Raw genomic sequence first — 23,143 nt, forward strand, 5'->3', positions numbered from 1 at the left:
CACTCCCTTTGGATAAAAATGCTATCTCTATGATTAGTATACCCCCATGCAAGCATGGGAAACTACCGTATATATGGAATTTTGATGAACAAGGGGTGAAAGAAGTGGAAAAAAAGCATGACAAAAATTTGTATTATGACGAAGAGGAAATCAAAACCATTAGCGAACAAATTATGGATGCGTATCATAGCGGCACGATGGATCATGATGAGCTTTACTACGATCCAAAGCGCGAAATTGGCGAGTAGAATAAATGTGAATTCATCATGGTGAGACATCACCATGATGATTTTTTTGAAACAAGACGGATGCGTGCCCACATAATTTATAGTAAATTAAAGTAAAGACAAGGAAGTTGTGAAGGTGAGGAGGAGTAGCTGTGCGACATGCCCTCATCACAGCCGGAGCGAAAGGGCTGGGGAGAAAAGTAACGGAACTGTTGTTAGAAAGAGGATATTCGGTAACGGTCAACTATCGGAGTGACGAGGCAGCGATGCAGTCGCTGCAAGAAAAGTATGCCCATTTAAAAGACCGGCTTCAGTTTGTCCGCGGGGACGTCACAAAGAAAGATGATTTATCGGCGCTTGTCGAGGCGGCATTACAGCGATTCGGCCGGATTGATTGTTTGATTAATAATGCTGGACCATATATTTTTGAGAGAAAAAAATTAGCGGATTATACGGAAGAGGAATGGTATGAAATGATTGAAGGAAATTTAAGCGCCGTTTTCCACTTAGTAAAGAAAACGATTCCGGTGATGAGAAAACAACGGTTTGGACGCATTATTACATACGGATTCCAAGGAGCGGCGGATGCCCCGGGATGGGTGCATCGATCTGCATTTAGCGCGGCAAAAGTTGGTTTAGTATCGTTGACGAAAACGATCGCGCTCGAGGAAGCGGAGTATGGCATTACCGCAAATATGGTTTGCCCAGGCAATATTGTTGGAGAAATGAAAGAAGCAACCATTGCGTATGCGCGGACGAAAAAAGATGAGGAAACCCCCATCGGCCGTTCAGGGACGGGTGAAGATATTGCTCGTATGATTGCTTTCTTATGTGAAGAAGATTCCGATATGATTACAGGAGCAGTGATTGATGTTACCGGTGGAGTCAATGTTCTTCACCGCTATCGCCCGTAAGCAGTTGTTAGAAGAAAATCACCTCGTTTGCTTTCATGAGGTGATTTTTTATTTGTAAAAAATGGCCCATTTGGGAGGATATTTTTTTCCTCCTTCATTCTGCCTGGATCGTGCGAGGAAAACGCTCGTTTATTTGTATGGAAATGGGAGAAAGATAATTAATGATGGTTTCACATTTGCTGGATAAAAGGATATGGTATAGTAAGCAAATCAACTAGGAGGAATTCATAACAATGAAAATCGGTATTCCAAAAGAGATTAAAAACAATGAGAACCGGGTGGCGATTACACCGGCAGGAGTCATGACATTAGTAAAAGCCGGGCATGAAGTATATGTGGAAAAAGGAGCGGGGCTTGGCTCTGGTTTTTTCGATGAAGAGTATGAAAAAGCAGGAGCAACGATCGTTCCGTCTGCTCAAGATGCATGGGCGGCGGAAATGGTGTTAAAAGTAAAAGAGCCGCTTCCAGAAGAGTACGCATATTTCCGCGAAGGCCTTATTTTGTTTACTTATTTGCATTTAGCCGCCGAGGAATCGTTGACGAAAGAATTAGTGAACAAAAAAGTAATCGGCATTGCCTATGAAACGGTACAATTGGCAAACGGTGCGCTTCCGTTATTAACGCCAATGAGCGAAGTAGCAGGAAGAATGTCCGTGCAAGTAGGCGCGCAGTTTCTCGAAAAGCCGCACGGAGGAAAAGGAATTTTATTAGGAGGCGTGCCGGGAGTGCGCCGCGGAAAAGTAACGATTATCGGCGGCGGGACGGCTGGAACGAACGCGGCAAAAATAGCAGTGGGGCTCGGAGCGGAAGTGACGATTTTAGATATTAATGCCGAGCGGCTGCGCGAGCTTGACGATCTGTTTGGCGAGCATGTGACGACGTTAATGTCCAATCCGTATAACATCGCTGAAGCGGTGCAACAGTCGGATCTTGTTATCGGCGCCGTATTAATCCCTGGCGCGAAAGCACCGAAGCTGGTGACGGAAGAAATGGTGCGCTCGATGTCACCTGGTTCCGTGCTTGTCGATATCGCCATCGATCAAGGCGGAATTTTTGAAACGACCGACCGCGTTACGACTCATGATGATCCGATCTATGTTAAGCATGGGGTCGTTCATTATGCGGTAGCAAACATGCCGGGCGCGGTGCCGCGAACATCCACGTTTGCGCTTACGAACGTCACCATCCCTTATGCGCTGCAAATCGCCAATAAAGGGTATCGCGACGCCTGCCTGCAAAATGAGGCATTGCTAAAAGGAATCAATACGTTAAATGGTTCAGTTACGTATGAAGCGGTAGCGAAGGCACACGGATTACCGTATACCGATGCGAGAACATTGCTCGAACAATAGCGAGAACGTTCATAGTTGTGAAAAAGAGCGGCATTGCCAATAAAGCCGCTCTTTTTTGCCGTTAAACAACAATAAGCTCTTTTGGATAGGCAGTTAAAATGCCAACGCCATCATCAGCAATAAATACGTCGTCTTCAATGCGAACTCCGCCAATGGACGGGACATAGATGCCCGGCTCAATCGTGAACGTCATGCCGCGCTCTAATGGCATCGTATTGGTGGCGTTCATGGACGGATATTCGTGTATTTCAATGCCTAAACCGTGCCCGACACGGTGTGTAAAATATGGACCATATCCTGCCTGTTCAATCACCGCTCTGGCCGCTCGGTCGACAGCACCGATTGGTACGCCTGGCTTGCACGCGTCAATGGCGGCCAGCTGCGCGCGCAAAACGGTATCATAAATCGTCTTTTGCGCTTCCGTTGCCGAACCGAAAACGACGGTTCGCGTAATATCGGAGCAGTAGCCGTCGACGATGACGCCCAAATCAAACAAAACAAAATCGCCGCGCTGAATCGGCGTCTGTCCTGGTACGCCATGAGGATTAGCGGTGTTTTTGCCGGCGAGAACCATGGTGGCAAACGACATTTCCCGTACGCCTTTTTTCTTCATTTCGTATTCAATTGTCGCGATAATATCTAATTCTGTTTTTCCTTCCCGGATGGCGCTTACACCTACTTCAACGGCATAATCGGCCAACTGCGCCGCTTGCCGCAGTATGGCAATTTCTTTTTCATCTTTGATCATCCGCAATTGCCGTAATTTTTCTTCGGCATTGAGCCATGTATGCGCTTGGAAATAGGTATGAAGCAGCTCATAGCGTTCTAGAGAAAGATGGCTTTTTTCAACCGCAATTTGCTCGACCGCGATATTTCTTGCCTGGATATGCCGTGCGATCAATTCCCATGGGTTGGCCGTATCATCATAATCGATAATTTCATGTTCCCATCCAGATTGGCGGGCGCGCGTCGTTTCCATTTGCGGGCAAACCAACGCCGGCTCTCCTTCCGGGAAAACAAGCAGTGCTAACAGCCGCTCGTGCGGGTCGCACCAAAACCCGCTTAAATAGAAAACGTTTGGACTTGACGTAATGAACGCCAATGAAATATGTTGTTCTTGAAGCCAATCGGAAAATAATTGAAGCCGTTTGTTCATTGTACATCTTTCCTTTCTTGTTTCTCTCTATTTGAGAGTAGCAGGAATAAATCAAAATGTAAATGTTTATCGGATGCAGCAGGGAAACGAAAAAACAGCGCGAAATAATATGATGAAAGGGGAGGATTATCGTGAAAATCACTTACCACGGCCATTCTGTCGTAAAAATTGAAACAAACGGGAAAACGGTTTTGATTGATCCGTTTATTACTGGAAACAGCACCACCGATTTAAAACTAGAAGAAGTAAAAGCAGATGCCATCTTGCTTACCCACGGCCATAGCGACCATGTTGGGGATACGGTGCAATTGGCGAAGAAAAACAATGCGCTCGTTGTCGCCACCTTTGAGCTGGCTACATATTTAGGATGGCAGGGAGTTAATACTTACGGCATGAACATCGGCGGTGCGCATGAATTTGATTTCGGAAAAGTGAAATTGACGCAGGCGTTCCACAGCTCCGGTTATGTCACGGAAGACAATCAAATTATTTACTTAGGGATGCCGACAGGAATTTTATTTACGGCTGAAGGAAAAACGATTTACCATGCCGGGGATACCGGATTGTTCTCCGATATGAAGCTTATCGGTGAACGCAATCAAATTGATGTGGCGTTTTTGCCGATTGGGGACAGTTTTACGATGGGACCGGAAGATGCCGCCCTTGCCGCTGAGTGGCTGCGTGCGAAAACGGTAGTGCCGATTCATTATAATACATTCCCGCCGATTGTCCAAGACCCTGAAAAATTTGTCGCGTTGCTTCCTGACGGGGTCGGCCGCGCCTTAAAACCTGGAGAAAGTATTGAACTATAAAATGAAAAAAGCGTCTCAATATGAGGCGCTTTTTTTGAGAACAAACGTGCTAGGCCGCTTCATTGAATTGAATTTGTTTCGCCCGTATAATGAAAGTAAGATATCGGTAAAGGGTGAAGAAACTTGGCGACGAAACATGAACAAATTTTGCAATACATTAATAGTTTGCCGATCGGCGAAAAAATTTCCGTGCGGCAAATTGCCAAAGAAATGGGCGTCAGCGAAGGCACTGCGTATCGGGCCATTAAAGATGCGGAAAACAAAGGCTATGTCAGCACGATTGAACGCGTCGGCACGATTCGCATTGAGAAGAAGCGGAAAGAAAATATTGAAAAACTGACATATGCGGAAGTTGTAAACATTGTAGATGGACAAGTGCTCGGCGGGCGCGAAGGCTTGCATAAAACGCTGAACCGCTTTGTAATTGGCGCCATGCAGTTAGAGGCGATGATGCGCTATATTGGGGCAGGCGACTTATTGATTGTCGGAAACCGCATGAAAGCGCACGAACTTGCGCTCGAAGCCGGGGCAGCCGTGTTAATTACCGGCGGATTTGATACGGAAGACCAGGTAAAAAAATTAGCGGATGAATTGCAGCTTCCGATCATTTCGACCAGCTATGATACGTTTACCGTCGCGACGATGATCAACCGCGCGATTTATGACCAGTTAATTAAAAAGGAAATCGTTCTTGTCGAAGACATCTTAATTCCGCTCGAAAAAACCGTCTATTTATATACAACGGACCCGATTGAGCGGTGGTATGCGTTAAATCGCGAAACGCGGCATAGCCGTTTTCCGGTTGTCGATGAGCAGCTAAAAGTGCAAGGGATTGTAACGGCAAAAGACGTGCTTGATTTTGACCGGCAATTGCCAATTGAAAAGGCGATGACAAAGCAGCCGATTACCGTAAAAGGAAAGACATCGGTCGCTTTCGCCTCCCATATCATGGTGTGGGAAGGCATTGAACTGCTGCCGGTCGTGGACGAACATAACCGGCTGCAAGGAATTATTAGCCGTCAGGACGTTTTAAAAGCGCTGCAAATGGTTCAACGCCAGCCGCAAGTCGGCGAAACGATCGATGATATTATTACAAGTCAGTTCCAGGAAGTGGATAGCAATGGAAAAGAAGAAGTGTTTCGCTGCACGATTACGCCGCAAATGACAAATCATTTAGGAACGCTGTCGTATGGTGTATTTACGACGATTGTCACCGAAGCGGCTACACGCGCGCTTCGTTCGTATAAACGCGGGGATTTGGTCGTTGAAAATATTACCATTTATTTTATTAAACCAGTGCAAATTGACAGCACGGTTGAAGCAAAAGCGAAATTACTGGAAATTGGACGGAAGTTCGGGAAAGTGGATGTAGAAGTATATAACGAAGGCGCGGTCGTCGGCAAGGCGATGATGATGTGCCAGCTCATGGATCGTTAGCTAAAAAAAAACGGGACGCGGGTTACGCCCCGTTTTTTGCTGTTTGTTTTGCTTCTTCAATGACGAGCGGCAAATAATATTTGTAGGCGCGGTAGCCCGCCCACGCGCTTCCGGCGCCAATCAGCAAGAAAACGCTCCCGACAATATAGGTGACAGTAGAAGAATAAAGAAAAAACTGATTTAGGCCAAACAGAAAGACAAACAGCCCGAGCGCAATGCTCGATTTGGCGGAAAGCCAGCGCCGTTCGAGCGGGCGGCGGGAACGAAAATATTTGATTTTATAATAGACGTAAAATGAAAAGGAAAATATAATGAAAATTACAAGTGTTGGCATACATTGAACCCTCCATGATGTTTTTCTATCTTATTGTACATAGAAATGAGCCAGAATTCTAGCAAGGATCTTGTTCGTTTACGTATAATGGAAAATATAGACGCAAAAGGGGAAGAAAGATGAAAGAAAAATGTTTGGAAATTTTAAAAGCGATACAACAGTTTGATACGATTATCATTCACCGCCACGTGCGCCCAGACCCTGATGCGTATGGGTCACAAGGGGGATTAGCGGAGATTTTACAAGCGTCGTTTCCGGAAAAAACGGTGTATACGGTTGGGCAGGATGAAGAGTCATTGCGATTTTTACGGCGGATGGATATCATCGATGACGCTGTTTATCGGAATGCGCTTGTGATCGTTTGCGACACGGCGAATCAGGAGCGAATTTGTGATGAACGTTACCGCCTTGGCCAAAAACTGATTAAAATTGACCATCATCCGAACGAGGATCCTTATGGAGATATAGTATGGGTCGATACAAACGCCAGTTCCACGAGTGAAATGATTTATGAGTTTTATTTGGCAGGTAAAGAAGAAGGACTGGTGATGACAAAAGAAGCGGCGCGCTTGATTTATGCAGGAATTGTCGGCGATACTGGGCGGTTTCTTTTTCCACGCACAAGCGAAAAAACGTTCCGTTACGCAAGCGAACTCATTCAATATGGGTTCTCTTTGACGGAGCTATATGACGGATTATATCGTACGAAGTTGAATGTAGCGCATCTAAGCGGATACGTGCTGCAAAACTTTACCGTATCAGAAGAAGGGGTGGCGGCGGTAAAAATGCCAAAAACCCTGCTCGAACAATATGGCGTTACTGCCTCTGAGGCTTCGCAGCTCGTGGGCCTCCTTGGCAATATCGAAGGAATTGTTGCGTGGGTATTTTTTATTGAGGAAGAAAAGGAAATTCGCGTCCGCCTTCGTTCCAAAGGTCCGATTGTCAATGAAGTGGCGAAAAAATACCGCGGCGGCGGCCATCCGCTTGCGGCAGGGGCTTCGATTTATTCTTGGGAAGATGCGGACCGCGTCATTGAAGATTTGAAAGCAGCGTGTCTTTCCTAATAAAATAAAGAATGTCCCGGTATAGCAAGATCCGGGACATTTTCTCTTTATGAGGAAGGCAGCGGCTTTAATTTTAGTTCAATCGATAAGGTAGTGAAGACAAACAGCTGATGAATTTCCAGCTTATACGGTTGCTCATTAATGGTGTATGTTTTGTTTTCAATAGCCCGCTTTAGCAACTCCCGGCTGTTATAAACGGTTTCGATATCTTTTGCCTTTAGGTGGGAAATATCTTCCTTTACGCTTTCTTCAATGCGAAATGTCGTATAAGAGTCGAGTTTATATTGCTCCGCGTTGACGAGGTGGACAGAAATTTCTTGCACCATTAATTTTTTTTTGTTTATTTTATTGGTTTTAACGTAGTCTTCTTGCCAAATGCGGATTTCGTCTTCCAAATCGGCAATTTTGTCTTGAAGTTCGATGATTTTTCGAACCTGTTTTTCCTGCAAGACGCCGAATAAATGTAAAAAAACAAACCAGCTGATGAGCGCTCCGATCGCAACGCCGGCAAAAAAACGCTGCCATGTTGGATAGCGGTAATGAGGCGGAATTCTCATGAAGAAATATGCTCCTGTGTCAGCCAAGTAATGATGGTAACTCCCGTTTGCGCTCCTCCCATCGCTGAGAGAATAAGAAGAAACTGTCTCACAATGTCGCGCGTTTCCCCAAAGAAGAATCCTCGCTCCACCATATAAAACGTATCAAACGTTCCACCGATGGCAGCGACAACAGCCCAAATCCGCAAATCACCAGCAAAGCGATACATGGCCGTAAGCGGCTGCTCTCCGCTTAAAAACGCGCCAAGCGCCCCGATCATCGCTCCGCCTAACAGCACGCCGGCTGCGATAAAATAACTTTGAATAAAAGCAGGTAAAAATGCGATTTTTTCGTTCATGCTCCTCCCACCCTTTCCTTTACTATGTATATGGACGAGTAGGAACGAGTATGTTTTGCCAAGAGAAAGTTTTGTCTTCTATAATGAAGAAAAAAGGGGGTGTAACGTTGTCGTTTGTCCACCTTCAAGTCCGCAGCTGTTACAGTTTGCTGAGGAGTCCGACGAAAATCAGCGATCTCGTCGAAAAGGCGAAAGAGTTGCAATTTACTTCTCTCGCGCTGACGGATGAAAATGTATTGTATGGCGCGATTCCTTTTTATATCGAATGCAAACGCTTCGGCATTCAGCCGATTATCGGGATGATCACAGACATCGTGCTGGAGGGAGAAGAAGCATATCCGCTCGTTTTGTTGGCGAAAAACGAAACGGGGTATCGCCATTTAATGAAAATAAGCAGCGTAATTCAGACGGCTGCAAGCGAAGGCATTCCGGAAAAGTGGCTATGGCGCTACCGCGATGGACTGATCGCCCTAACTCCGGGAAAAAAAGGGCAGGTAGAAACATTGCTTGCCCATGGGGAAATCGAAAAAGCAAAATTGGTGTTAGAGCGGTATAAGCAAATATTTGGGGCGGATGTTTATCTTTCAGTGCAGCGCGGGGAACAGGAGCGCGAACCGTATGAAGCGGAGCTAATCCGTTTAGGGGAAGAAACCAATACCCCGCTTGTGGCAACGAACGATGTCCAATATATCGAAAAAGAAGATGTGTTTGTACAGCGCTGTTTACTGGCGATTAAACACGGAACGGAAATGAAAGAAGAAAAAAACGTTATTGGGGAACGATATTTCACATCGCCCCAGGAAATGGAAAGACGTTTTTCCGATCTGCCGGAAGCGGTAGAAAACAGCAGGAGAATTGCTGAGCAATGCCAGCTTCATCTTGAGTTTGAGACATTAAAGCTGCCGAAATACCCGGTTCCGGAAAAGGAAAGCGCAGGCAGCTATTTGCGCCGGCTTTGCCTAAAAGGGCTAAATGAACGGGTTTCGTCCCCTTCCGCTGTTTACAGGGAACGGCTTGAGTATGAATTGAACGTGATCGAGCAAATGCATTTCAGCGACTATTTTTTGATCGTGTGGGATTTAATGAATTTCGCGCGCAAAAAAGGGATGATGACAGGACCGGGCAGAGGATCGGCGGCCGGGTCGCTTGTGGCATATACCCTTTATATTACCGATGTTGATCCGATCCAGTACGGTCTTCTTTTTGAGCGGTTTTTAAACCCGGAACGGGTGTCGCTGCCCGATATTGACATTGATTTTCCTGATGACCGCCGCGAAGAAGTGATCGAATATGTCGCTGCTAAATACGGGCAACAGCATGTTGCACAAATCATCACTTTCGGCACGTTCGGCGCTAAAGCGGCTCTTCGCGACGCAGGCAAAGCGATGGGGATCAATATAAAAGAAATAGAACGTATCGTCAAATCTATTCCAAATAAGCCAGGAGTAACGATTCAAGAAGCATGTGAGCAGTCTCCTGCCCTTCGCCAAGCGGTGCAAGCTTCTTCTTTATTCCAAAAGTGGGTGGCGACGGCGATGAAAATAGAAGGGCTGCCGCGTCATACATCTACCCATGCGGCCGGCGTCATTATTAGCAGCGTGCCGCTGGCGGAAATGGTTCCGCTGCAGCAAGGTCATGGCGAATGGCATTTGACACAATATCCGATGGACGTATTGGAGCGGCTCGGCCTGCTGAAAATGGATTTTCTCGGTTTGCGCACGTTGACATTGCTAGAGCACATATGCCGCCTTGTCAAGCAGCAAACCGGAAAAACGCTCGACATCCGCTCGCTTCCATTAGACGACCGGAAAACATACGAATTATTAAGCAACGGAGATACGAACGGCATTTTCCAATTGGAGTCTGACGGGATGAAGCACGTATTAAAGCAGCTGAAACCGTCGCAATTTGAAGATATTGTCGCTGTCAACGCGCTCTACCGCCCTGGTCCGATGAGCTACATTCCTGTGTATATAAAAAGAAAGCACGGCAAAGAACTCGTTTCCTATCTCCATCCTGATTTGGAACCCATTTTGGCGCCTACATACGGCGTTCTCATTTACCAAGAGCAAATTATGCAAATCGCCGCCAACATTGCCGGCTTTTCATTAGGAAAGGCGGATTTGCTGCGCCGCGCCGTCGCCAAAAAGAAAAAAGAGCTTCTTGATGAGCAGCGCCATGAGTTCGTGCAAGGATGCCTCAAGAACGGCTATGAGGAAACATTTGCCCATGAACTTTATGATATGATTGTCCGTTTTGCCAATTACGGGTTTAACCGCAGCCATGCGGTCAGCTATGCCTTGCTTTCCTACCAGCTTGCCTATTTAAAAGCCCACTATCCGCTTTGTTTTTATGCCGCTCTGTTGACGAGCGTCATCGGTGATGAGGAGAAAATATCTTCGTATATTTACGAAGCAAGGCAAAAACAGATTGAATTGCTGCCACCTTCGATTAATCAAAGCCGTTATGCCTTTTCCGTAGAACAGAAAAAAATTCGTTACAGCTTAGCCGCCATTAAGCATGTCGGGGCAGTCGCGGTAAAGGCGATTGTTCAAGAGCGGCAAAAAGAGCCGTTTGCCGACTTTTTTGATTTTTCTGTGCGTCTATTCGGAAAAGGCATCAATCGAAAAACGATCGAGTCGCTTATTTTGTCAGGCTGTTTTGATGAGTTCGGAGTGGAAAGAGCCTCATTATTGGCAAGCGTGGATGTCGCGTTAGAGCACGCCCAGCTTGTCGGTCCGTATGTGAAAGAAGATTTGTTTGCCGATTTGTCCTTAAAGCCAAAATATGTGGAAGCTTCTCCCCTGTCGTTGGAAGAGAAGCTAAAGTATGAAAAAGAACTGCTCAGTGTGTACGTTTCGCCGCATCCGGCATCGGCCTATCAAAAGGCGTTTCGCTTGGCTGGCGCCAAATCCATTTTCAGCGTATGCAACGGCGCGACGGATTCTTTGATTAAAGTAGGCGTATATATTGCGGAAAAAAGAAAAACGCGGACAAAAAAAGGAGAGGAGATGGCCTTTTTCACCATTAGCGATGAGAGCGGGAAAATGGATGCGGTAGCGTTTCCTAGTGTATATTCCCGTTATTCCGCAGCATTGGAGAAAGGAAATATACAGCTGTTGGAAGGAAAAATAGATATCCGCGCCGGAAAGCCACAGCTGGTGATTCGCCAAGTACTTCCTTTTGATACGAAAGCACTTTATATAAAAATTCGTCCAGAACATATTACCGCTGGGAAATTGTTTGTACTAAAAGAGTTGTTGCAAAAATATCATGGAAATACTCCTGTTTTTCTTTATTATGAACAAGAACAAAAGATGGTCAAATTGGCGGAAGAATACAATGCTGCCGCAACCGATGAATGTATAGCGGCGTTAAGAGCGCTCCTTGGCGATGAGTATATTGTAGTAAAATAATTATTTCTTTACTATTTTGCAATTTTATTATATCGTATAGACATTAGGTGGTCAGACCAGTAATGGAAATAGGAGGAAAGTATAGTTGCAATGGTATGCTAGGGAGGGATCACCAGTAAAAGACGCAAAAGTATACATCGAAACGCTCGAACAAATCCGCCGGATCATCCGTGAAGACGGACTGGTCGCCGGCGATAAACTTCCTTCTGAACGCGAATTATCAGAGCGTCTGCAAGTCGGACGCTCTTCGGTGCGCGAGGCGCTAAGGGCGCTTGAATTTCTTGGCTTAATTGAAACGCGGCGCGGTGAAGGAACTTATATTAAAGATGTAGGCAAACACCAGCTTATTAACTTGCTTGGCATGTTTATTTTACAGGATCAACGAGCCAAAGAAGATTTGGCAGAAACAAAATGGCTAGTAGAACAGCTGTGCTTGCAGCTTGCTTGCCAACGGTGGCAAGAAGAAGATTTGGCGTGGCTGGAAAAAAACGTTCGACAAAAATCGGTGAATTATGAGCTTTTTTTTCAATGGGTAACGATGGCGGCGCACAACTATTTGCTAGAGCGAATTTGGCGGGTGCTACACAACTTTTCCGCTACGATCGGCGGCATCGTTTCATTGCCGGATGTATTTTATGAACAGATGCTAGAAGCATTGGCAAAGCGGGATACGGCTGTTGTGACGGAAATATGGAAAGCATATGCGCAGCCTCCTTTGTCGAAAGAGAAATGACATCGTTTTACAAAAAACATGGTGCGTTTTCGATACAGTAGTAGATAGAGCTAAAAAGTGAAGGAGGGAACACCTCATGTGGAAAGACTTGTTTACAAAAAAGAAAAAATATGCGACGATTCCTTCCGAGCAAGTGAGATACGAAGTTCCAGAAGGAATTATGACAAAATGTCCAAAGTGCAAAAAAATTATGTATACGAAAGAGCTGGTGAAAAATTTGCGCGTCTGCATGAGCTGCGGCTATCACCATACGATGCCGTCGCGGGAGCGAATTGACAGTTTGTTAGATGAAGGCAGCTTTCGCGAATACGACGCCGATATGATTTCCGTCAATCCGTTGCAGTTCCCAGGATATATGGAAAAGCTCGAAGAAGATCGCCGTAAATCGAACTTAAATGAAGCGGTTGTCACCGGCGAAGGGACGTTAAATGGATATCCGCTGGTGATCGCCGTAATGGATTCGGCATTCCGGATGGGGAGCATGGGCTCTGTCGTTGGGGAAAAAATTACAAGGGCCATTGAAAAAGCGAGAGAACTGCATGTCCCGTTTCTTATTTTTACCGCTTCCGGCGGCGCGCGCATGCAGGAAGGGGTATTAAGTTTAATGCAGATGGCAAAAACGAGCGCTGCATTAAAATTATTTAGTGATGAGGGCGGCCTTATTATTTCGGTGATGACACATCCGACTACCGGAGGGGTGTCCGCAAGTTTTGCTTCGCTTGGGGATTATAATTTTGCCGAACCGGGAGCGCTCATTGGCTTTGCCGGCCGCCGCGTGATTGAGCAAACGGTACGGGAAGAGCTTCCGGAAGACTTTCAAACAGCAGAGTTTTTATTAAAACACGGACAGCTTGATGCGGTCATTCATCGTCATGATTTAAAGGATACATTAACGACCGTGCTCGACATTCATCAAGGAGGAGGGGGACACGGATGGTGGCAGAGTTAGAGTTTGAAAAGCCGCTCATTGCATTACGTCAAAAAATCAGCGAGTTAAAAGAGTTTATGAAAACCGCTGAGGTCGACCTTTCAGCGGAAATTGAAAAATTGGAAGCGCGTCTTGCCAAATTGGAAAACGATGTATATTCGAACTTAACACCTTGGGATCGCGTGCAAATCGCCCGTCATCCCCAGCGCCCGACAACGCTTGATTACATCGCGCGGCTGTTTACGCATTTTTTAGAATGCCATGGGGACCGCTGTTTCGGCGATGATGAGGCGATTGTCGGCGGAATTGCCAAATACGATGGCTTGCCTGTGACGGTGATTGGCCATCAGCGCGGAAAAGATACGAAAGAAAACATTCGCCGCAATTTCGGCATGCCGCATCCAGAAGGATATCGAAAAGCGTTGCGCCTTATGAAACAGGCGGAAAAATTCCAGCGTCCAATCATTTGTTTTATTGATACAAAAGGAGCCTATCCGGGAAAAGCAGCGGAAGAGCGCGGCCAAAGTGAGGCGATTGCTAGAAATTTATTTGAAATGGCAGGGCTTACCGTGCCGATTGTTTGCATTGTAATCGGCGAAGGAGGAAGCGGCGGTGCGTTGGCATTGGGGGTTGGCAATCATATTCATATGCTTGAAAACTCGACGTACTCTGTCATTTCCCCGGAAGGAGCCGCTGCGATTTTATGGAAAGATGCGGCGCTGGCTCAGCGCGCAGCGGAAACGATGAAAATTACCGCGCACGACCTAAAAGAGCTTGGGGTGATTGATGAAATTATTCCGGAGGTTCGCGGCGGCGCCCATCGCGATGTCGATCAACAGGCTGCAGAAATCGATAAGGTGTTGAAACGTTCGCTGCAGCAGCTCCTAAAGTTGGATGGCGAAACATTAGTCCAGCAGCGATATGAAAAGTTTAAACAAATCGGGAAATTTACGTTTTCCAGCGATGACCTTCGGGTAAGATAAAAACATAGCTGTCTCCGTTTACGGGACAGCTTTGTTAATATTGTATGCAGCGTTAACAAATATTTAACAGCTTGTCTATTGTGTTCTTTTCCCCTTCATGTTATTTTATAGAATGTTAGAGGTATGAGGTCAGACGTTTGTCAATAATGAATAAACGAGGTGACAACATGAAACGTATCGGTGTGCTAACAAGCGGAGGAGATTCGCCGGGCATGAATGCGGCCATTCGCGCCGTTGTCCGCAAAGCGATTTACCATGGTGTAGAAGTATATGGAATTTATCATGGGTATGCTGGCTTGATCGCTGGGAAAATTAAAAAATTAGAAGTAGGTGATGTCGGCGATATTATCCATCGTGGAGGCACAATGCTATATACGGCGCGCTGTCCGGAATTTAAAACAGAAGAAGGCCAGCGAAAAGGAATTGAGCAATTGAAAAAGCACGGGATTGAGGGGCTGGTCGTCATCGGCGGCGACGGTTCCTATCAAGGCGCAAAAAAATTAACGGAGCACGGATTTCCTTGCATCGGAGTGCCGGGAACGATCGATAATGACATTCCTGGAACAGATTTTACAATTGGATTTGATACGGCATTAAACACGGTCATTGACGCCATTGACAAAATCCGCGACACCGCAACATCGCACGAGCGGACATATGTGATTGAGGTAATGGGACGCCATGCTGGGGATATTGCGTTATGGTCCGGGCTTGCCGGAGGAGCGGAAACGATCTTGATTCCGGAAGCGGACTATGACATGGACGATATTATTGCGCGGCTGAAGCGCGGACATGACCGCGGCAAAAAACATAGCATTATTATCGTTGCCGAAGGGGTTGGAAGCGGCGTCGAGTTCGGCAAAAAAATTCAAGAAGCAACGGGATTTGAGACGCGCGTTACGGTGTTAGGGCATGTGCAGCGCGGCGGTTCTCCAACCGCGTTTGACCGTGTGCTCGCCAGCCGTTTAGGGGCCCGGGCTGTCGAACTATTGCTAGAAGGAAAAGGCGGCCGCTGCGTCGGCATTCAAAACAATCAGCTTGTCGATCATGATATTGTCGAAGCATTGGCAAACAAGCATACCGTGGATCAAGGAATGTATTTGTTGTCAAAAGAGCTATCCATTTAATTGCCCAGTGGAAAGGAAGAAGAAATGATGATGCGGAAAACGAAAATCGTCTGTACGATCGGTCCTGCCAGTGAGAGTGTAGACAAGCTCGTGCAGCTGATCGAAGCGGGAATGAATGTCGCGCGTTTAAATTTTTCGCACGGCGACCATATTGAACATGGGCGGCGCATTCAAAACATTCGTGAAGCGGCGAAGCGAACGGGAAAAACGGTGGCGATTTTGCTAGATACGAAAGGTCCGGAAATCCGCACGCATGACATGGAAAATGGCGCCATTGAATTAAAAGAAGGATCGCAGCTTGTTGTTTCGATGAAGGAAGTTCTCGGAACCCCGGAGAAAATTTCGGTGACCTATGAAGGGCTTATTGACGATGTCGTCCCCGGCTCCAAAATTCTTTTAGATGACGGGTTAATTGGCTTGGAAGTTGTTTCTATTGACAAACAAGCGCGCGAAATTGTCACGAGAGTGCTCAATGAAGGTGTCTTAAAAAATAAAAAAGGGGTTAATGTACCTGGAGTTCGCGTCAACCTGCCAGGGATTACAGACAAAGACCGCCAAGACATTTTATTCGGCATTGAACAGGGAATTGATTTTATCGCCGCTTCCTTCGTGCGGAGAGCTTCCGACGTATTGGAAATTCGCGAGGTGCTCGAAGCAAATGACGCGCTACATATTCAAATTATCGCCAAAATCGAAAATCAAGAAGGCGTAGATAATATTGATGAAATTTTGGAAGTCGTCGATGGTCTGATGGTGGCGCGCGGCGACCTTGGCGTCGAAATCCCGGCAGAAGAAGTACCATTGATTCAAAAAGTGCTCATTAAAAAATGCAACATGCTCGGCAAACCGGTTATTACGGCGACACAAATGCTCGATTCGATGCAGCGCAACCCGAGACCTACGAGAGCAGAAGCAAGCGATGTCGCCAATGCGATTTTTGACGGCACCGATGCGGTGATGCTATCTGGGGAAACGGCGGCAGGGCATTACCCAGTCGAAGCGGTAAAAACGATGCATCAAATTGCGCTGCGCACCGAACAAGCGCTGCAATACCACGACATATTAGGGCAGCGGACAAAAGAAAGCGCGACGACGATTACCGATGCGATTGGGCAATCGGTGGCGCATACGGCGCTAAACTTAGACGTGGCGGCGATTGTCACGCCAACGGTCAGCGGAAGAACGGCGCATATGGTATCGAAATATCGGCCGAAAGCCCCGATTGTCGCTGTTACTGCCAGTGAATCCGTATCACGCAAATTAGCGCTCGTCTGGGGAGTATATTCGCAAGTGGCACCACAAGCGAACACAACGGATGAAATGCTTGATATTGCCGTCGATGCTGCGATAAAATCAGGAGTAGTCAAACACGGTGATTTAGTCGTCATCACCGCTGGAGTTCCAGTTGGAGAAACGGGGTCGACGAATTTGATGAAAGTGCATGTGATCGGCGACATTATTGCAAAAGGGCAAGGCATTGGCCGCAAATCGGCTTTCGGAAAAGCGGTAATTGCGAAAACGGCGGAAGAAGCGATCCAAAAAATGGTAGAAGGCGGAATTTTAGTAACGAACAGTACCGATGCAGACATGATGGCAGCGCTAGAAAAAGCGGTGGCCATCATTACCGAGGAAGGCGGATTAACGAGCCATGCCGCCGTCGTTGGTCTAAGCCTTGGCATTCCGGTCATTGTCGGTGTGGAAAATGCGACATCGATTTTAAAAGATGGGCAGGAAATTACGGTCGATGCCGGATTCGGTGCGGTTTATCAAGGACATGCGAGCGTGCTATGAGGTATAATAAAAACAGAGAAATTATTTCTCTGTTTTTATTTTTTCTTTCGAAAGGAAGACGGAAAAGCATGAAATGGATCGTTGGGATATTTATCGTGATTCCGGCCTTGGAGATCGCTCTGTTTATTCTTTCCGGCAAATTAATCGGGGTATGGGCTACGCTTGCTTTCATTATGCTAACGGGAATGATAGGAATATGGCTTGTGAAACAACAGGGACTGGCAGTAGTCGAAAAAGCAAGACAGGAGATGTCATACGGAAGCCTTCCGAGCGGCGCGATTCTTGATGGAGTTTGTGTGCTCATTGGCGGAGTGCTCCTGTTAACGCCAGGCTTTTTTACCGATATACTTGGAGTGTTTCTTCTTCTTCCTTTTACGCGTGCGCTGATTAAACCGTATATCGCACGTTGGCTGAAATCGTTTTTTCACACGAAAATGTTTTTCTATTTGTATCGATAAGAAAAGAGCCTTTCCACTATATTCGAAAGGCTCTTTCTCTTTCGCGTTCATTTTTTGGCGGTTATGGCGTAGATTTTCCGATAATAAAATTCCAAATATCGCGAAATACGTTGGCGCTGTGCAGCGTCCGGATGATGACAAGCACGACCGGTCCTGCGATTAATCCGAGAAAACCAATTAATTTAAACCCGACAAATAATGCTACTAATGTAGCGAGCGGATCAAGGCCGATCGATGACGAAAGTACTTTAGGCTCCATAATTTGTCGCTGGACAAGAACGACGATATAAAGCACACCTAGACCGATGGCAAACGGAATATTGCCGCTTGCGGCCGTATAAATAATCCACGGAACGAAGACAATACCCGTTCCTAAATATGGTAAAACATCGACAATCCCGATAATAAGGGCGATCGTAATCGCATAATCGACGCGAAGAATAAGCAGGCCGATTAAAACGATAACCGTTGTGATGGAAATTAGTGTCGCTTGCGCTTTAATAAAGCCGAATAAGGCCTTCTTTAAATCGCGAAATACCGTTTTTCCGCTTTTGTGCGCTTTTGCTGGCAAAATCGTTTGGGCGATGTCTGTGAGCCGGTGCCAATCTTTGCTGATAAAAAACGTAGCCAGCAGTGAAAAAATAAAAACGGTAGCTGCGTTTGGAAGCCAGGCGAGCAGCAGTGGGATGTTTTGCAGCACGTGCTGAATAAACTGCCCGACGGTGGTGGCGATTTGTGTGCCGACGGCTTGAATATTATTCATAATCGTATCCTGCTGATCAGCGTCCAAATTTTTAAATAAGACCGCCAAATCTTGATAAAGAGGAATAATTTGTTGGGCAAAAAACATTTCGATATAAGACACTAATGCTTGAAATTTTTCCGGCACGATATTGGCTAAGTATTGCGTTCCCGAAACGATTTCAGCAATCAGCAGCGTCACCAAACCGACCACGACCGCGAACAATACGACCAATGTCACAATTACCGCCAGCCATCTTGGCATCTTGGCCTTTCTTTCTAGAAAGTCGACAAGCGGGTTAATCAAAAAAGCAATAAAAAACGCGATGATAAACGGATATGTAACGGTGGATACATAATAAAGAGCAATCGCTCCGAGAATGACGACGGCGATGACAAACAAAAAGCGAAGAAAGCTGTATATATGATGACGGGACAATGTTTCACCTCCATAAATTTTTCCATATTTATATATTACATGTTTGCTTACGTATAAGCAAAGGGCAAGGTTTCATGTTGGAAAGTGCGAAATGAATAAGAAAGGAAGAATAATGATGAGTGAGCCAGTATTGTTTTTGCTTATTTTATTGTTTATCGGTTTTATTGCGAAAAATCAATCGTTAATGATTGCGGTGGCGGTACTGCTTATTATTAAAATGATTGGGCTGGAAGAAAAATGGCTTCCTGCAATTCACGCCAAAGGGATCAATTGGGGGATAACCATCATTACCATTGCCGTGTTGGCTCCGATTGCCACAGGGGAGATCGGCTTTAAGCAACTCACTTCTTCTTTGCAGTCATTATCGGCTTGGATTGCGCTTTTATCGGGAATTTTTGTCGCTTTAATTGCGAAAGGCGGGGTTACGCTATTATCGACCGATCCCCATATGACTGCCGCGCTTGTATTAGGAACGGTTATTGCTGTATCGCTCTTTCACGGTGTTGCCGTCGGCCCGCTTATCGGCGCCGGAATTGCTTACGCGATTATGAAAATGATAAAATATTTTTAAAGGAACGATCGGATAAAGATCGATGCGAGGGATCTCGCGGCTTTCGTCGTTGGTAGATGACAAAAGTCAGATAATTGTTTATAATATAAACATAAGCTCTTTACTGTCTATTGTCACCTTCTATTCTAGCAAAGAGGTGGCAGTACATAATATAATAAAATGTAAGCACTTTCGGTTTCATTTTTTGTCTTGATTTCGAGCAAGCGCTCACTCTCTTACCGCATACCGCGAAGAAGGGGAATCATTTTAAAGAAAAGGGGAGATTGCGATGACAGTTACACGCGGGCTGGAAGGGGTTGTCGCCACTACATCAAGCATTAGCTCGATTATTGATGACACCTTAACCTATGTAGGCTACAATATCGATGATTTGGCGGAAAATGCTTCTTTTGAAGAAGTAGTTTATTTGCTTTGGCATCGTGAACTTCCAACAAAAGAACAGTTGGAAGAACTAAAACAACAGTTAGCCGAAAATGCGGCCATTCCAAAAGAGATTATTGAACATTTTAAAATGTATCCAATCGATAAAGTCCATCCGATGGCAGCATTGCGGACGGCAATTTCGATGTTGGGACTTTACGATGAGGAAGCCGATGTGATGACAAAAGAAGCAAATTATCGTAAAGCGATTCGTCTGCAAGCGAAAGTTCCTACCATTGTAACAGCGTTTGCCCGCGTCCGCAAAGGACTGGAACCTGTCGAACCAAGAAAAGATTTAGGATTTGCGGCCAATTTTCTGTACATGTTAACGGGGAAAGAGCCAAATGAAATTGCGGTTGAAGCGTTTAATAAAGCGCTTGTGTTGCATGCAGATCATGAATTAAACGCCTCCACTTTTACAGCGCGCGTTTGTGTGGCAACATTATCTGACATCTACTCTGGCATCACAGCAGCGATCGGCGCGCTCAAAGGGCCGCTTCATGGCGGGGCAAACGAAGCGGTGATGAAAATGCTAACAGAAATCGGAACAGTGGAGAATGTCGAACCGTACGTTCGCAAAAAACTAGAAAATAAAGAGAAAATCATGGGCTTTGGCCATCGCGTTTACCGTAAAGGCGATCCGCGTGCGAAGCATTTGAAGAAAATGTCGGAAAAACTAACGAAACTCGTTGGCGAACCGCATTGGTATGAAATGTCGACAAAAATCGAAGACATTGTTACTTCCGAGAAATCGCTGCCGCCAAACGTTGACTTCTATTCGGCATCGGTTTATCATTGCTTAGGTATTGATCATGACTTATTTACGCCGATTTTTGCGGTAAGCCGTATGTCGGGATGGCTCGCACATATTTTAGAACAATACGATAATAACCGTCTCATTCGCCCACGGGCAGAGTATACCGGTCCGGCAAAACGGGCATATGTGCCGATTGGACAACGCGGTTAATGATGTTGGTAATAAGGTGAGAAACAAGTTGCCTTTCTCACCTTTTTCATAAAAAACTATAGTTGGGGGTTTTGATTGTGACGCAAGGGGAAAAAATTACCGTAACGAATGGTGTGTTGAATGTTCCAAACAACCCAATTATTCCGTTTATTGAAGGGGATGGGACAGGTCCGGACATTTGGGCAGCGGCATCGCGCGTGTTAGAAGCCGCGGTGGAGAAAGCGTATAAAGGCGAGAAAAAAATTGTTTGGAAGGAAGTGCTTGCCGGTGAAAAAGCGTATAAGCTGACCGGAGAGTGGCTTCCGCAAGAAACGCTCGATACGATTCGCGAATACATAATTGCGATTAAGGGTCCGTTAACAACTCCTGTCGGCGGAGGAATTCGCTCTTTAAATGTGGCGCTTCGTCAGGAGTTGGATTTATTTGTGTGTTTGCGCCCTGTCCGTTATTTTAAAGGCGTACCTTCTCCGGTCAAACGTCCGGAAGATACGGACATGGTGATTTTCCGTGAAAACACCGAAGATATTTACGCAGGGATCGAATATGCTAAAGGAACGCCGGAAGTGAAAAAAGTGATTGATTTCTTGCAAAATGAAATGGGTGTCCGCAAAATTCGCTTCCCAGAAACATCAGGCATCGGCATTAAGCCAATTTCCGAACAAGGAACAAAACGATTAGTGCGTGCCGCGATCAATTATGCGATTGAACATGGCCGGAAATCGGTGACGCTTGTCCATAAAGGAAACATTATGAAATTTACTGAAGGCGCGTTTAAAAACTGGGGCTATGAATTAGCGGAAGAAGAATTTGCCGACAAAGTATTTACATGGGCGCAATATGACCGCATCGTCGAAACGGAAGGAAAAGAAGCAGCAAACAAGGCGCTTTCTGATGCGGAAGAATCTGGAAAAATTATTATTAAAGATGTCATTGCCGATATTTTCTTGCAACAAATTTTGACGCGTCCACGCGAATTTGACGTTGTTGCGACAATGAACTTAAACGGCGACTACATTTCCGACGCGCTCGCGGCACAAGTCGGCGGCATCGGCATCGCACCAGGGGCAAACATTAACTACGAAACAGGGCATGCCATTTTTGAAGCGACGCACGGAACCGCTCCAAAATATGCCGGTTTGGATAAAGTGAACCCGTCGTCGGTCATTTTATCCGGCGTGATGATGTTTGAACATCTCGGCTGGAATGAAGCAGCCAAATTGATTATTAAAGCGATGGAAAAAACGATCGCGGCCAAAATCGTCACCTACGATTTTGCTCGTCTCATGGATGACGCTACAGAAGTGAAATGTTCTGAGTTTGCTGATGCTCTCATTCGCAATATGGAATAAATATAAGAGAGAGGATGAGGGAGCATGACAATGAAACGCAAAAAAATCTCCATCATCGGTGCAGGATTTACAGGAGCAACCACTGCATTTATTTTAGCCCAAAAAGAATTAGGAGATATCGTTCTTGTTGATATTCCACAACTGGAAAATCCAACAAAAGGAAAAGCGCTCGATATGCTCGAATCAAGCCCGGTGTTAGGGTTTGACGCCAACATTATCGGCACTTCCAACTATGAAGACACGGCTGATTCCGATGTGGTAATTATTACGGCAGGCATTGCCCGTAAACCAGGTATGAGCCGCGACGACCTTGTCACCACAAACCAAAAAATTATGAAACAAGTAACAAAAGAAATCGTGAAATATTCGCCAAACTGCTACATTATCGTTTTAACGAACCCTGTTGATGCGATGACTTACACGGTATTTAAAGAATCCGGATTCCCGAAAAACCGTGTCATTGGTCAATCCGGAGTATTAGATACCGCCCGCTTCCGCACGTTTGTCGCACAAGAATTAAACATTTCTGTAAAAGATGTCACCGGCTTTGTGTTGGGCGGACATGGTGACGATATGGTGCCGCTTGTTCGTTATTCATATGCCGGCGGCATTCCGCTTGAAAAATTAATTTCGAAGGACCGCCTTGATGCGATTGTCGAACGCACCCGCAAAGGCGGCGGCGAAATCGTGAACTTGCTTGGCAACGGCAGCGCTTATTATGCACCGGCTGCTTCACTTGCCGAAATGGTGGAAGCGATTATTAAAGACCAACGCCGCATCCTTCCAGCGATCGCTTACCTCGAAGGCGAATACGGCTACGAAGGCATTTATTTAGGGGTACCGACGATTTTAGGCGGCAATGGCATCGAAAAAGTGATTGAACTAGAACTGACGGAAGAAGAAAAAGCAGCGCTTGCCAAATCGGTAGAATCCGTGAAAAACGTCATGAGCGTATTAGAATAAAATAGCGGCAAGGACAAAAATTCGGGAGTCATCCCGAATTTTTGTCACCTATTTATTGAAAGCGTT

General features: G+C 45.9%; 22 protein-coding genes. 17 read left to right on the forward strand and 5 right to left on the reverse strand.

Translation table 11 applies throughout. The features are described from left to right. The first annotated feature begins 104 nt into the window (after positions 1-104). The 3 genes from AC1WMD_RS04105 to ald all read left to right on the forward strand — a co-directional run bounded on the left by AC1WMD_RS04105 (position 105) and on the right by ald (position 2,493). Positions 105-248 (forward strand): hypothetical protein, encoded by a 144-nt coding sequence (locus AC1WMD_RS04105; protein ID WP_186003877.1) that lies wholly within the window; start codon positions 105-107, stop codon positions 246-248. Positions 249-379: 131 nt separating this feature from the next. Then, positions 380-1,141: an SDR family oxidoreductase gene (locus tag AC1WMD_RS04110; protein ID WP_043905753.1), complete on the forward strand. Its 762-nt coding sequence runs from the start codon at positions 380-382 to the stop codon at positions 1,139-1,141. Between the two features lie 233 nt (positions 1,142-1,374). Then, on the forward strand, positions 1,375-2,493 hold the full coding sequence (ald, locus tag AC1WMD_RS04115; RefSeq protein WP_043905752.1) for an alanine dehydrogenase: 1,119 nt from the start codon (positions 1,375-1,377) through the stop codon (positions 2,491-2,493). A 61-nt stretch (positions 2,494-2,554) separates the two neighbouring features. Here the strand turns inward: ald and AC1WMD_RS04120 are convergent, their stop codons facing one another. After that, positions 2,555-3,649, reverse strand: coding sequence for a M24 family metallopeptidase (locus AC1WMD_RS04120; protein ID WP_494256045.1), 1,095 nt, complete (start codon positions 3,647-3,649; stop codon positions 2,555-2,557). Between the two features lie 131 nt (positions 3,650-3,780). On the opposite strand from AC1WMD_RS04120, the gene AC1WMD_RS04125 reads away from it, so the two are divergent. Both AC1WMD_RS04125 and AC1WMD_RS04130 read left to right on the forward strand, forming a co-directional pair. Next, positions 3,781-4,461: a metal-dependent hydrolase gene (locus tag AC1WMD_RS04125; RefSeq protein ID WP_043905750.1), complete on the forward strand. Its 681-nt coding sequence runs from the start codon at positions 3,781-3,783 to the stop codon at positions 4,459-4,461. A 123-nt stretch (positions 4,462-4,584) separates the two neighbouring features. After that, complete coding sequence (locus AC1WMD_RS04130) at positions 4,585-5,898, forward strand: DRTGG domain-containing protein (protein WP_494256047.1); 1,314 nt, start codon at positions 4,585-4,587, stop codon at positions 5,896-5,898. Positions 5,899-5,920: 22 nt separating this feature from the next. Here the strand turns inward: AC1WMD_RS04130 and AC1WMD_RS04135 are convergent, their stop codons facing one another. Then, positions 5,921-6,232: a YtpI family protein gene (locus AC1WMD_RS04135; RefSeq protein WP_043905748.1), complete on the reverse strand. Its 312-nt coding sequence runs from the start codon at positions 6,230-6,232 to the stop codon at positions 5,921-5,923. Positions 6,233-6,351: 119 nt separating this feature from the next. On the opposite strand from AC1WMD_RS04135, the gene AC1WMD_RS04140 reads away from it, so the two are divergent. Beyond that, positions 6,352-7,296 (forward strand): DHH family phosphoesterase, encoded by a 945-nt coding sequence (locus tag AC1WMD_RS04140; RefSeq protein WP_043905747.1) that lies wholly within the window; start codon positions 6,352-6,354, stop codon positions 7,294-7,296. A 47-nt stretch (positions 7,297-7,343) separates the two neighbouring features. On the opposite strand, the gene ytrI is transcribed toward AC1WMD_RS04140, so the two are convergent. Together ytrI and ytrH are read right to left on the reverse strand one after the other, a co-directional pair. After that, complete coding sequence (gene ytrI / locus AC1WMD_RS04145; protein WP_043905746.1) at positions 7,344-7,853, reverse strand: sporulation membrane protein YtrI; 510 nt, start codon at positions 7,851-7,853, stop codon at positions 7,344-7,346. Further along, positions 7,850-8,191, reverse strand: a complete 342-nt coding sequence (gene ytrH, locus AC1WMD_RS04150) for a sporulation membrane protein YtrH (protein ID WP_017437259.1) — start codon at positions 8,189-8,191, stop codon at positions 7,850-7,852. Before ytrH ends, ytrI begins: the two co-directional genes overlap by 4 nt. A 107-nt stretch (positions 8,192-8,298) precedes the next feature. Between ytrH and dnaE the strand changes: the two genes are divergently transcribed. The 7 genes from dnaE (at position 8,299) to AC1WMD_RS04185 (ending at position 17,627) form a co-directional block, all read left to right on the forward strand. Beyond that, a complete protein-coding gene (gene dnaE, locus AC1WMD_RS04155) occupies positions 8,299-11,607 on the forward strand; it encodes a DNA polymerase III subunit alpha (protein ID WP_494256049.1) in 3,309 nt (1,102 codons plus the stop codon). Between the two features lie 85 nt (positions 11,608-11,692). Further along, complete coding sequence (locus AC1WMD_RS04160; RefSeq protein ID WP_494256050.1) at positions 11,693-12,340, forward strand: FadR/GntR family transcriptional regulator; 648 nt, start codon at positions 11,693-11,695, stop codon at positions 12,338-12,340. A gap of 76 nt (positions 12,341-12,416) precedes the next feature. Then, on the forward strand, positions 12,417-13,289 hold the full coding sequence (gene accD, locus AC1WMD_RS04165; protein ID WP_043905743.1) for an acetyl-CoA carboxylase, carboxyltransferase subunit beta: 873 nt from the start codon (positions 12,417-12,419) through the stop codon (positions 13,287-13,289). Then, positions 13,274-14,251 carry an acetyl-CoA carboxylase carboxyl transferase subunit alpha gene (gene accA, locus AC1WMD_RS04170; RefSeq protein ID WP_043905742.1) on the forward strand — a complete coding sequence of 326 codons (978 nt, stop codon included), beginning with the start codon at positions 13,274-13,276 and terminating at the stop codon, positions 14,249-14,251. Before accD ends, accA begins: the two co-directional genes overlap by 16 nt. A 167-nt stretch (positions 14,252-14,418) precedes the next feature. Beyond that, positions 14,419-15,378, forward strand: coding sequence for a 6-phosphofructokinase (pfkA, locus tag AC1WMD_RS04175; protein ID WP_494256052.1), 960 nt, complete (start codon positions 14,419-14,421; stop codon positions 15,376-15,378). A gap of 27 nt (positions 15,379-15,405) precedes the next feature. Beyond that, on the forward strand, positions 15,406-17,169 hold the full coding sequence (gene pyk / locus AC1WMD_RS04180) for a pyruvate kinase (RefSeq protein ID WP_494256292.1): 1,764 nt from the start codon (positions 15,406-15,408) through the stop codon (positions 17,167-17,169). 68 nt (positions 17,170-17,237) lie between these two features. Next, on the forward strand, positions 17,238-17,627 hold the full coding sequence (locus tag AC1WMD_RS04185) for an FxsA family protein (RefSeq protein WP_494256054.1): 390 nt from the start codon (positions 17,238-17,240) through the stop codon (positions 17,625-17,627). 61 nt (positions 17,628-17,688) lie between these two features. Here AC1WMD_RS04185 and ytvI read toward each other — a convergent pair whose 3' ends face one another. After that, complete coding sequence (gene ytvI, locus AC1WMD_RS04190) at positions 17,689-18,807, reverse strand: sporulation integral membrane protein YtvI (RefSeq protein ID WP_494256056.1); 1,119 nt, start codon at positions 18,805-18,807, stop codon at positions 17,689-17,691. Between the two features lie 115 nt (positions 18,808-18,922). On the opposite strand from ytvI, the gene AC1WMD_RS04195 reads away from it, so the two are divergent. From AC1WMD_RS04195 to mdh, 4 genes are all read left to right on the forward strand, one after another. Beyond that, a complete protein-coding gene (locus AC1WMD_RS04195) occupies positions 18,923-19,378 on the forward strand; it encodes a DUF441 domain-containing protein (RefSeq protein ID WP_043905737.1) in 456 nt (151 codons plus the stop codon). 268 nt (positions 19,379-19,646) lie between these two features. Next, positions 19,647-20,765, forward strand: a complete 1,119-nt coding sequence (gene citZ / locus AC1WMD_RS04200; RefSeq protein WP_043905736.1) for a citrate synthase — start codon at positions 19,647-19,649, stop codon at positions 20,763-20,765. A 77-nt stretch (positions 20,766-20,842) separates the two neighbouring features. Next, the gene (gene icd / locus AC1WMD_RS04205) at positions 20,843-22,114 is read left to right on the forward strand and encodes an NADP-dependent isocitrate dehydrogenase (RefSeq protein ID WP_494256057.1); all 1,272 of its coding nucleotides are present in this window, start codon (positions 20,843-20,845) and stop codon (positions 22,112-22,114) included. A gap of 24 nt (positions 22,115-22,138) precedes the next feature. Next, positions 22,139-23,077: a malate dehydrogenase gene (gene mdh / locus AC1WMD_RS04210; RefSeq protein WP_043905734.1), complete on the forward strand. Its 939-nt coding sequence runs from the start codon at positions 22,139-22,141 to the stop codon at positions 23,075-23,077. Positions 23,078-23,143: the final 66 nt, after the last annotated feature.

It is taken from the genome of Parageobacillus sp. NEAU-HV-2, assembly GCF_059115485.1.

Bases quoted from the DNA above. Each gene is read 5' to 3' on its own strand.
- pyk (WP_494256292.1), top strand. From the start codon at position 15,406: ATGATGCGGAAAACGAAAATCGTCTGTACGATCGGTCCTGCCAGTGAG.
- AC1WMD_RS04140 (WP_043905747.1), top strand. From the start codon at position 6,352: ATGAAAGAAAAATGTTTGGAAATTTTAAAAGCGATACAACAGTTTGAT.
- AC1WMD_RS04120 (WP_494256045.1), bottom strand. From the start codon at position 3,649: ATGAACAAACGGCTTCAATTATTTTCCGATTGGCTTCAAGAACAACAT.
- AC1WMD_RS04185 (WP_494256054.1), top strand. From the start codon at position 17,238: ATGAAATGGATCGTTGGGATATTTATCGTGATTCCGGCCTTGGAGATC.
- pfkA (WP_494256052.1), top strand. From the start codon at position 14,419: ATGAAACGTATCGGTGTGCTAACAAGCGGAGGAGATTCGCCGGGCATG.
- AC1WMD_RS04195 (WP_043905737.1), top strand. From the start codon at position 18,923: ATGAGTGAGCCAGTATTGTTTTTGCTTATTTTATTGTTTATCGGTTTT.
- mdh (WP_043905734.1), top strand. From the start codon at position 22,139: ATGACAATGAAACGCAAAAAAATCTCCATCATCGGTGCAGGATTTACA.
- ald (WP_043905752.1), top strand. From the start codon at position 1,375: ATGAAAATCGGTATTCCAAAAGAGATTAAAAACAATGAGAACCGGGTG.
- ytrI (WP_043905746.1), bottom strand. From the start codon at position 7,853: ATGAGAATTCCGCCTCATTACCGCTATCCAACATGGCAGCGTTTTTTT.
- AC1WMD_RS04135 (WP_043905748.1), bottom strand. From the start codon at position 6,232: ATGCCAACACTTGTAATTTTCATTATATTTTCCTTTTCATTTTACGTC.
- accA (WP_043905742.1), top strand. From the start codon at position 13,274: ATGGTGGCAGAGTTAGAGTTTGAAAAGCCGCTCATTGCATTACGTCAA.
- ytrH (WP_017437259.1), bottom strand. From the start codon at position 8,191: ATGAACGAAAAAATCGCATTTTTACCTGCTTTTATTCAAAGTTATTTT.
- citZ (WP_043905736.1), top strand. From the start codon at position 19,647: ATGACAGTTACACGCGGGCTGGAAGGGGTTGTCGCCACTACATCAAGC.
- accD (WP_043905743.1), top strand. From the start codon at position 12,417: ATGTGGAAAGACTTGTTTACAAAAAAGAAAAAATATGCGACGATTCCT.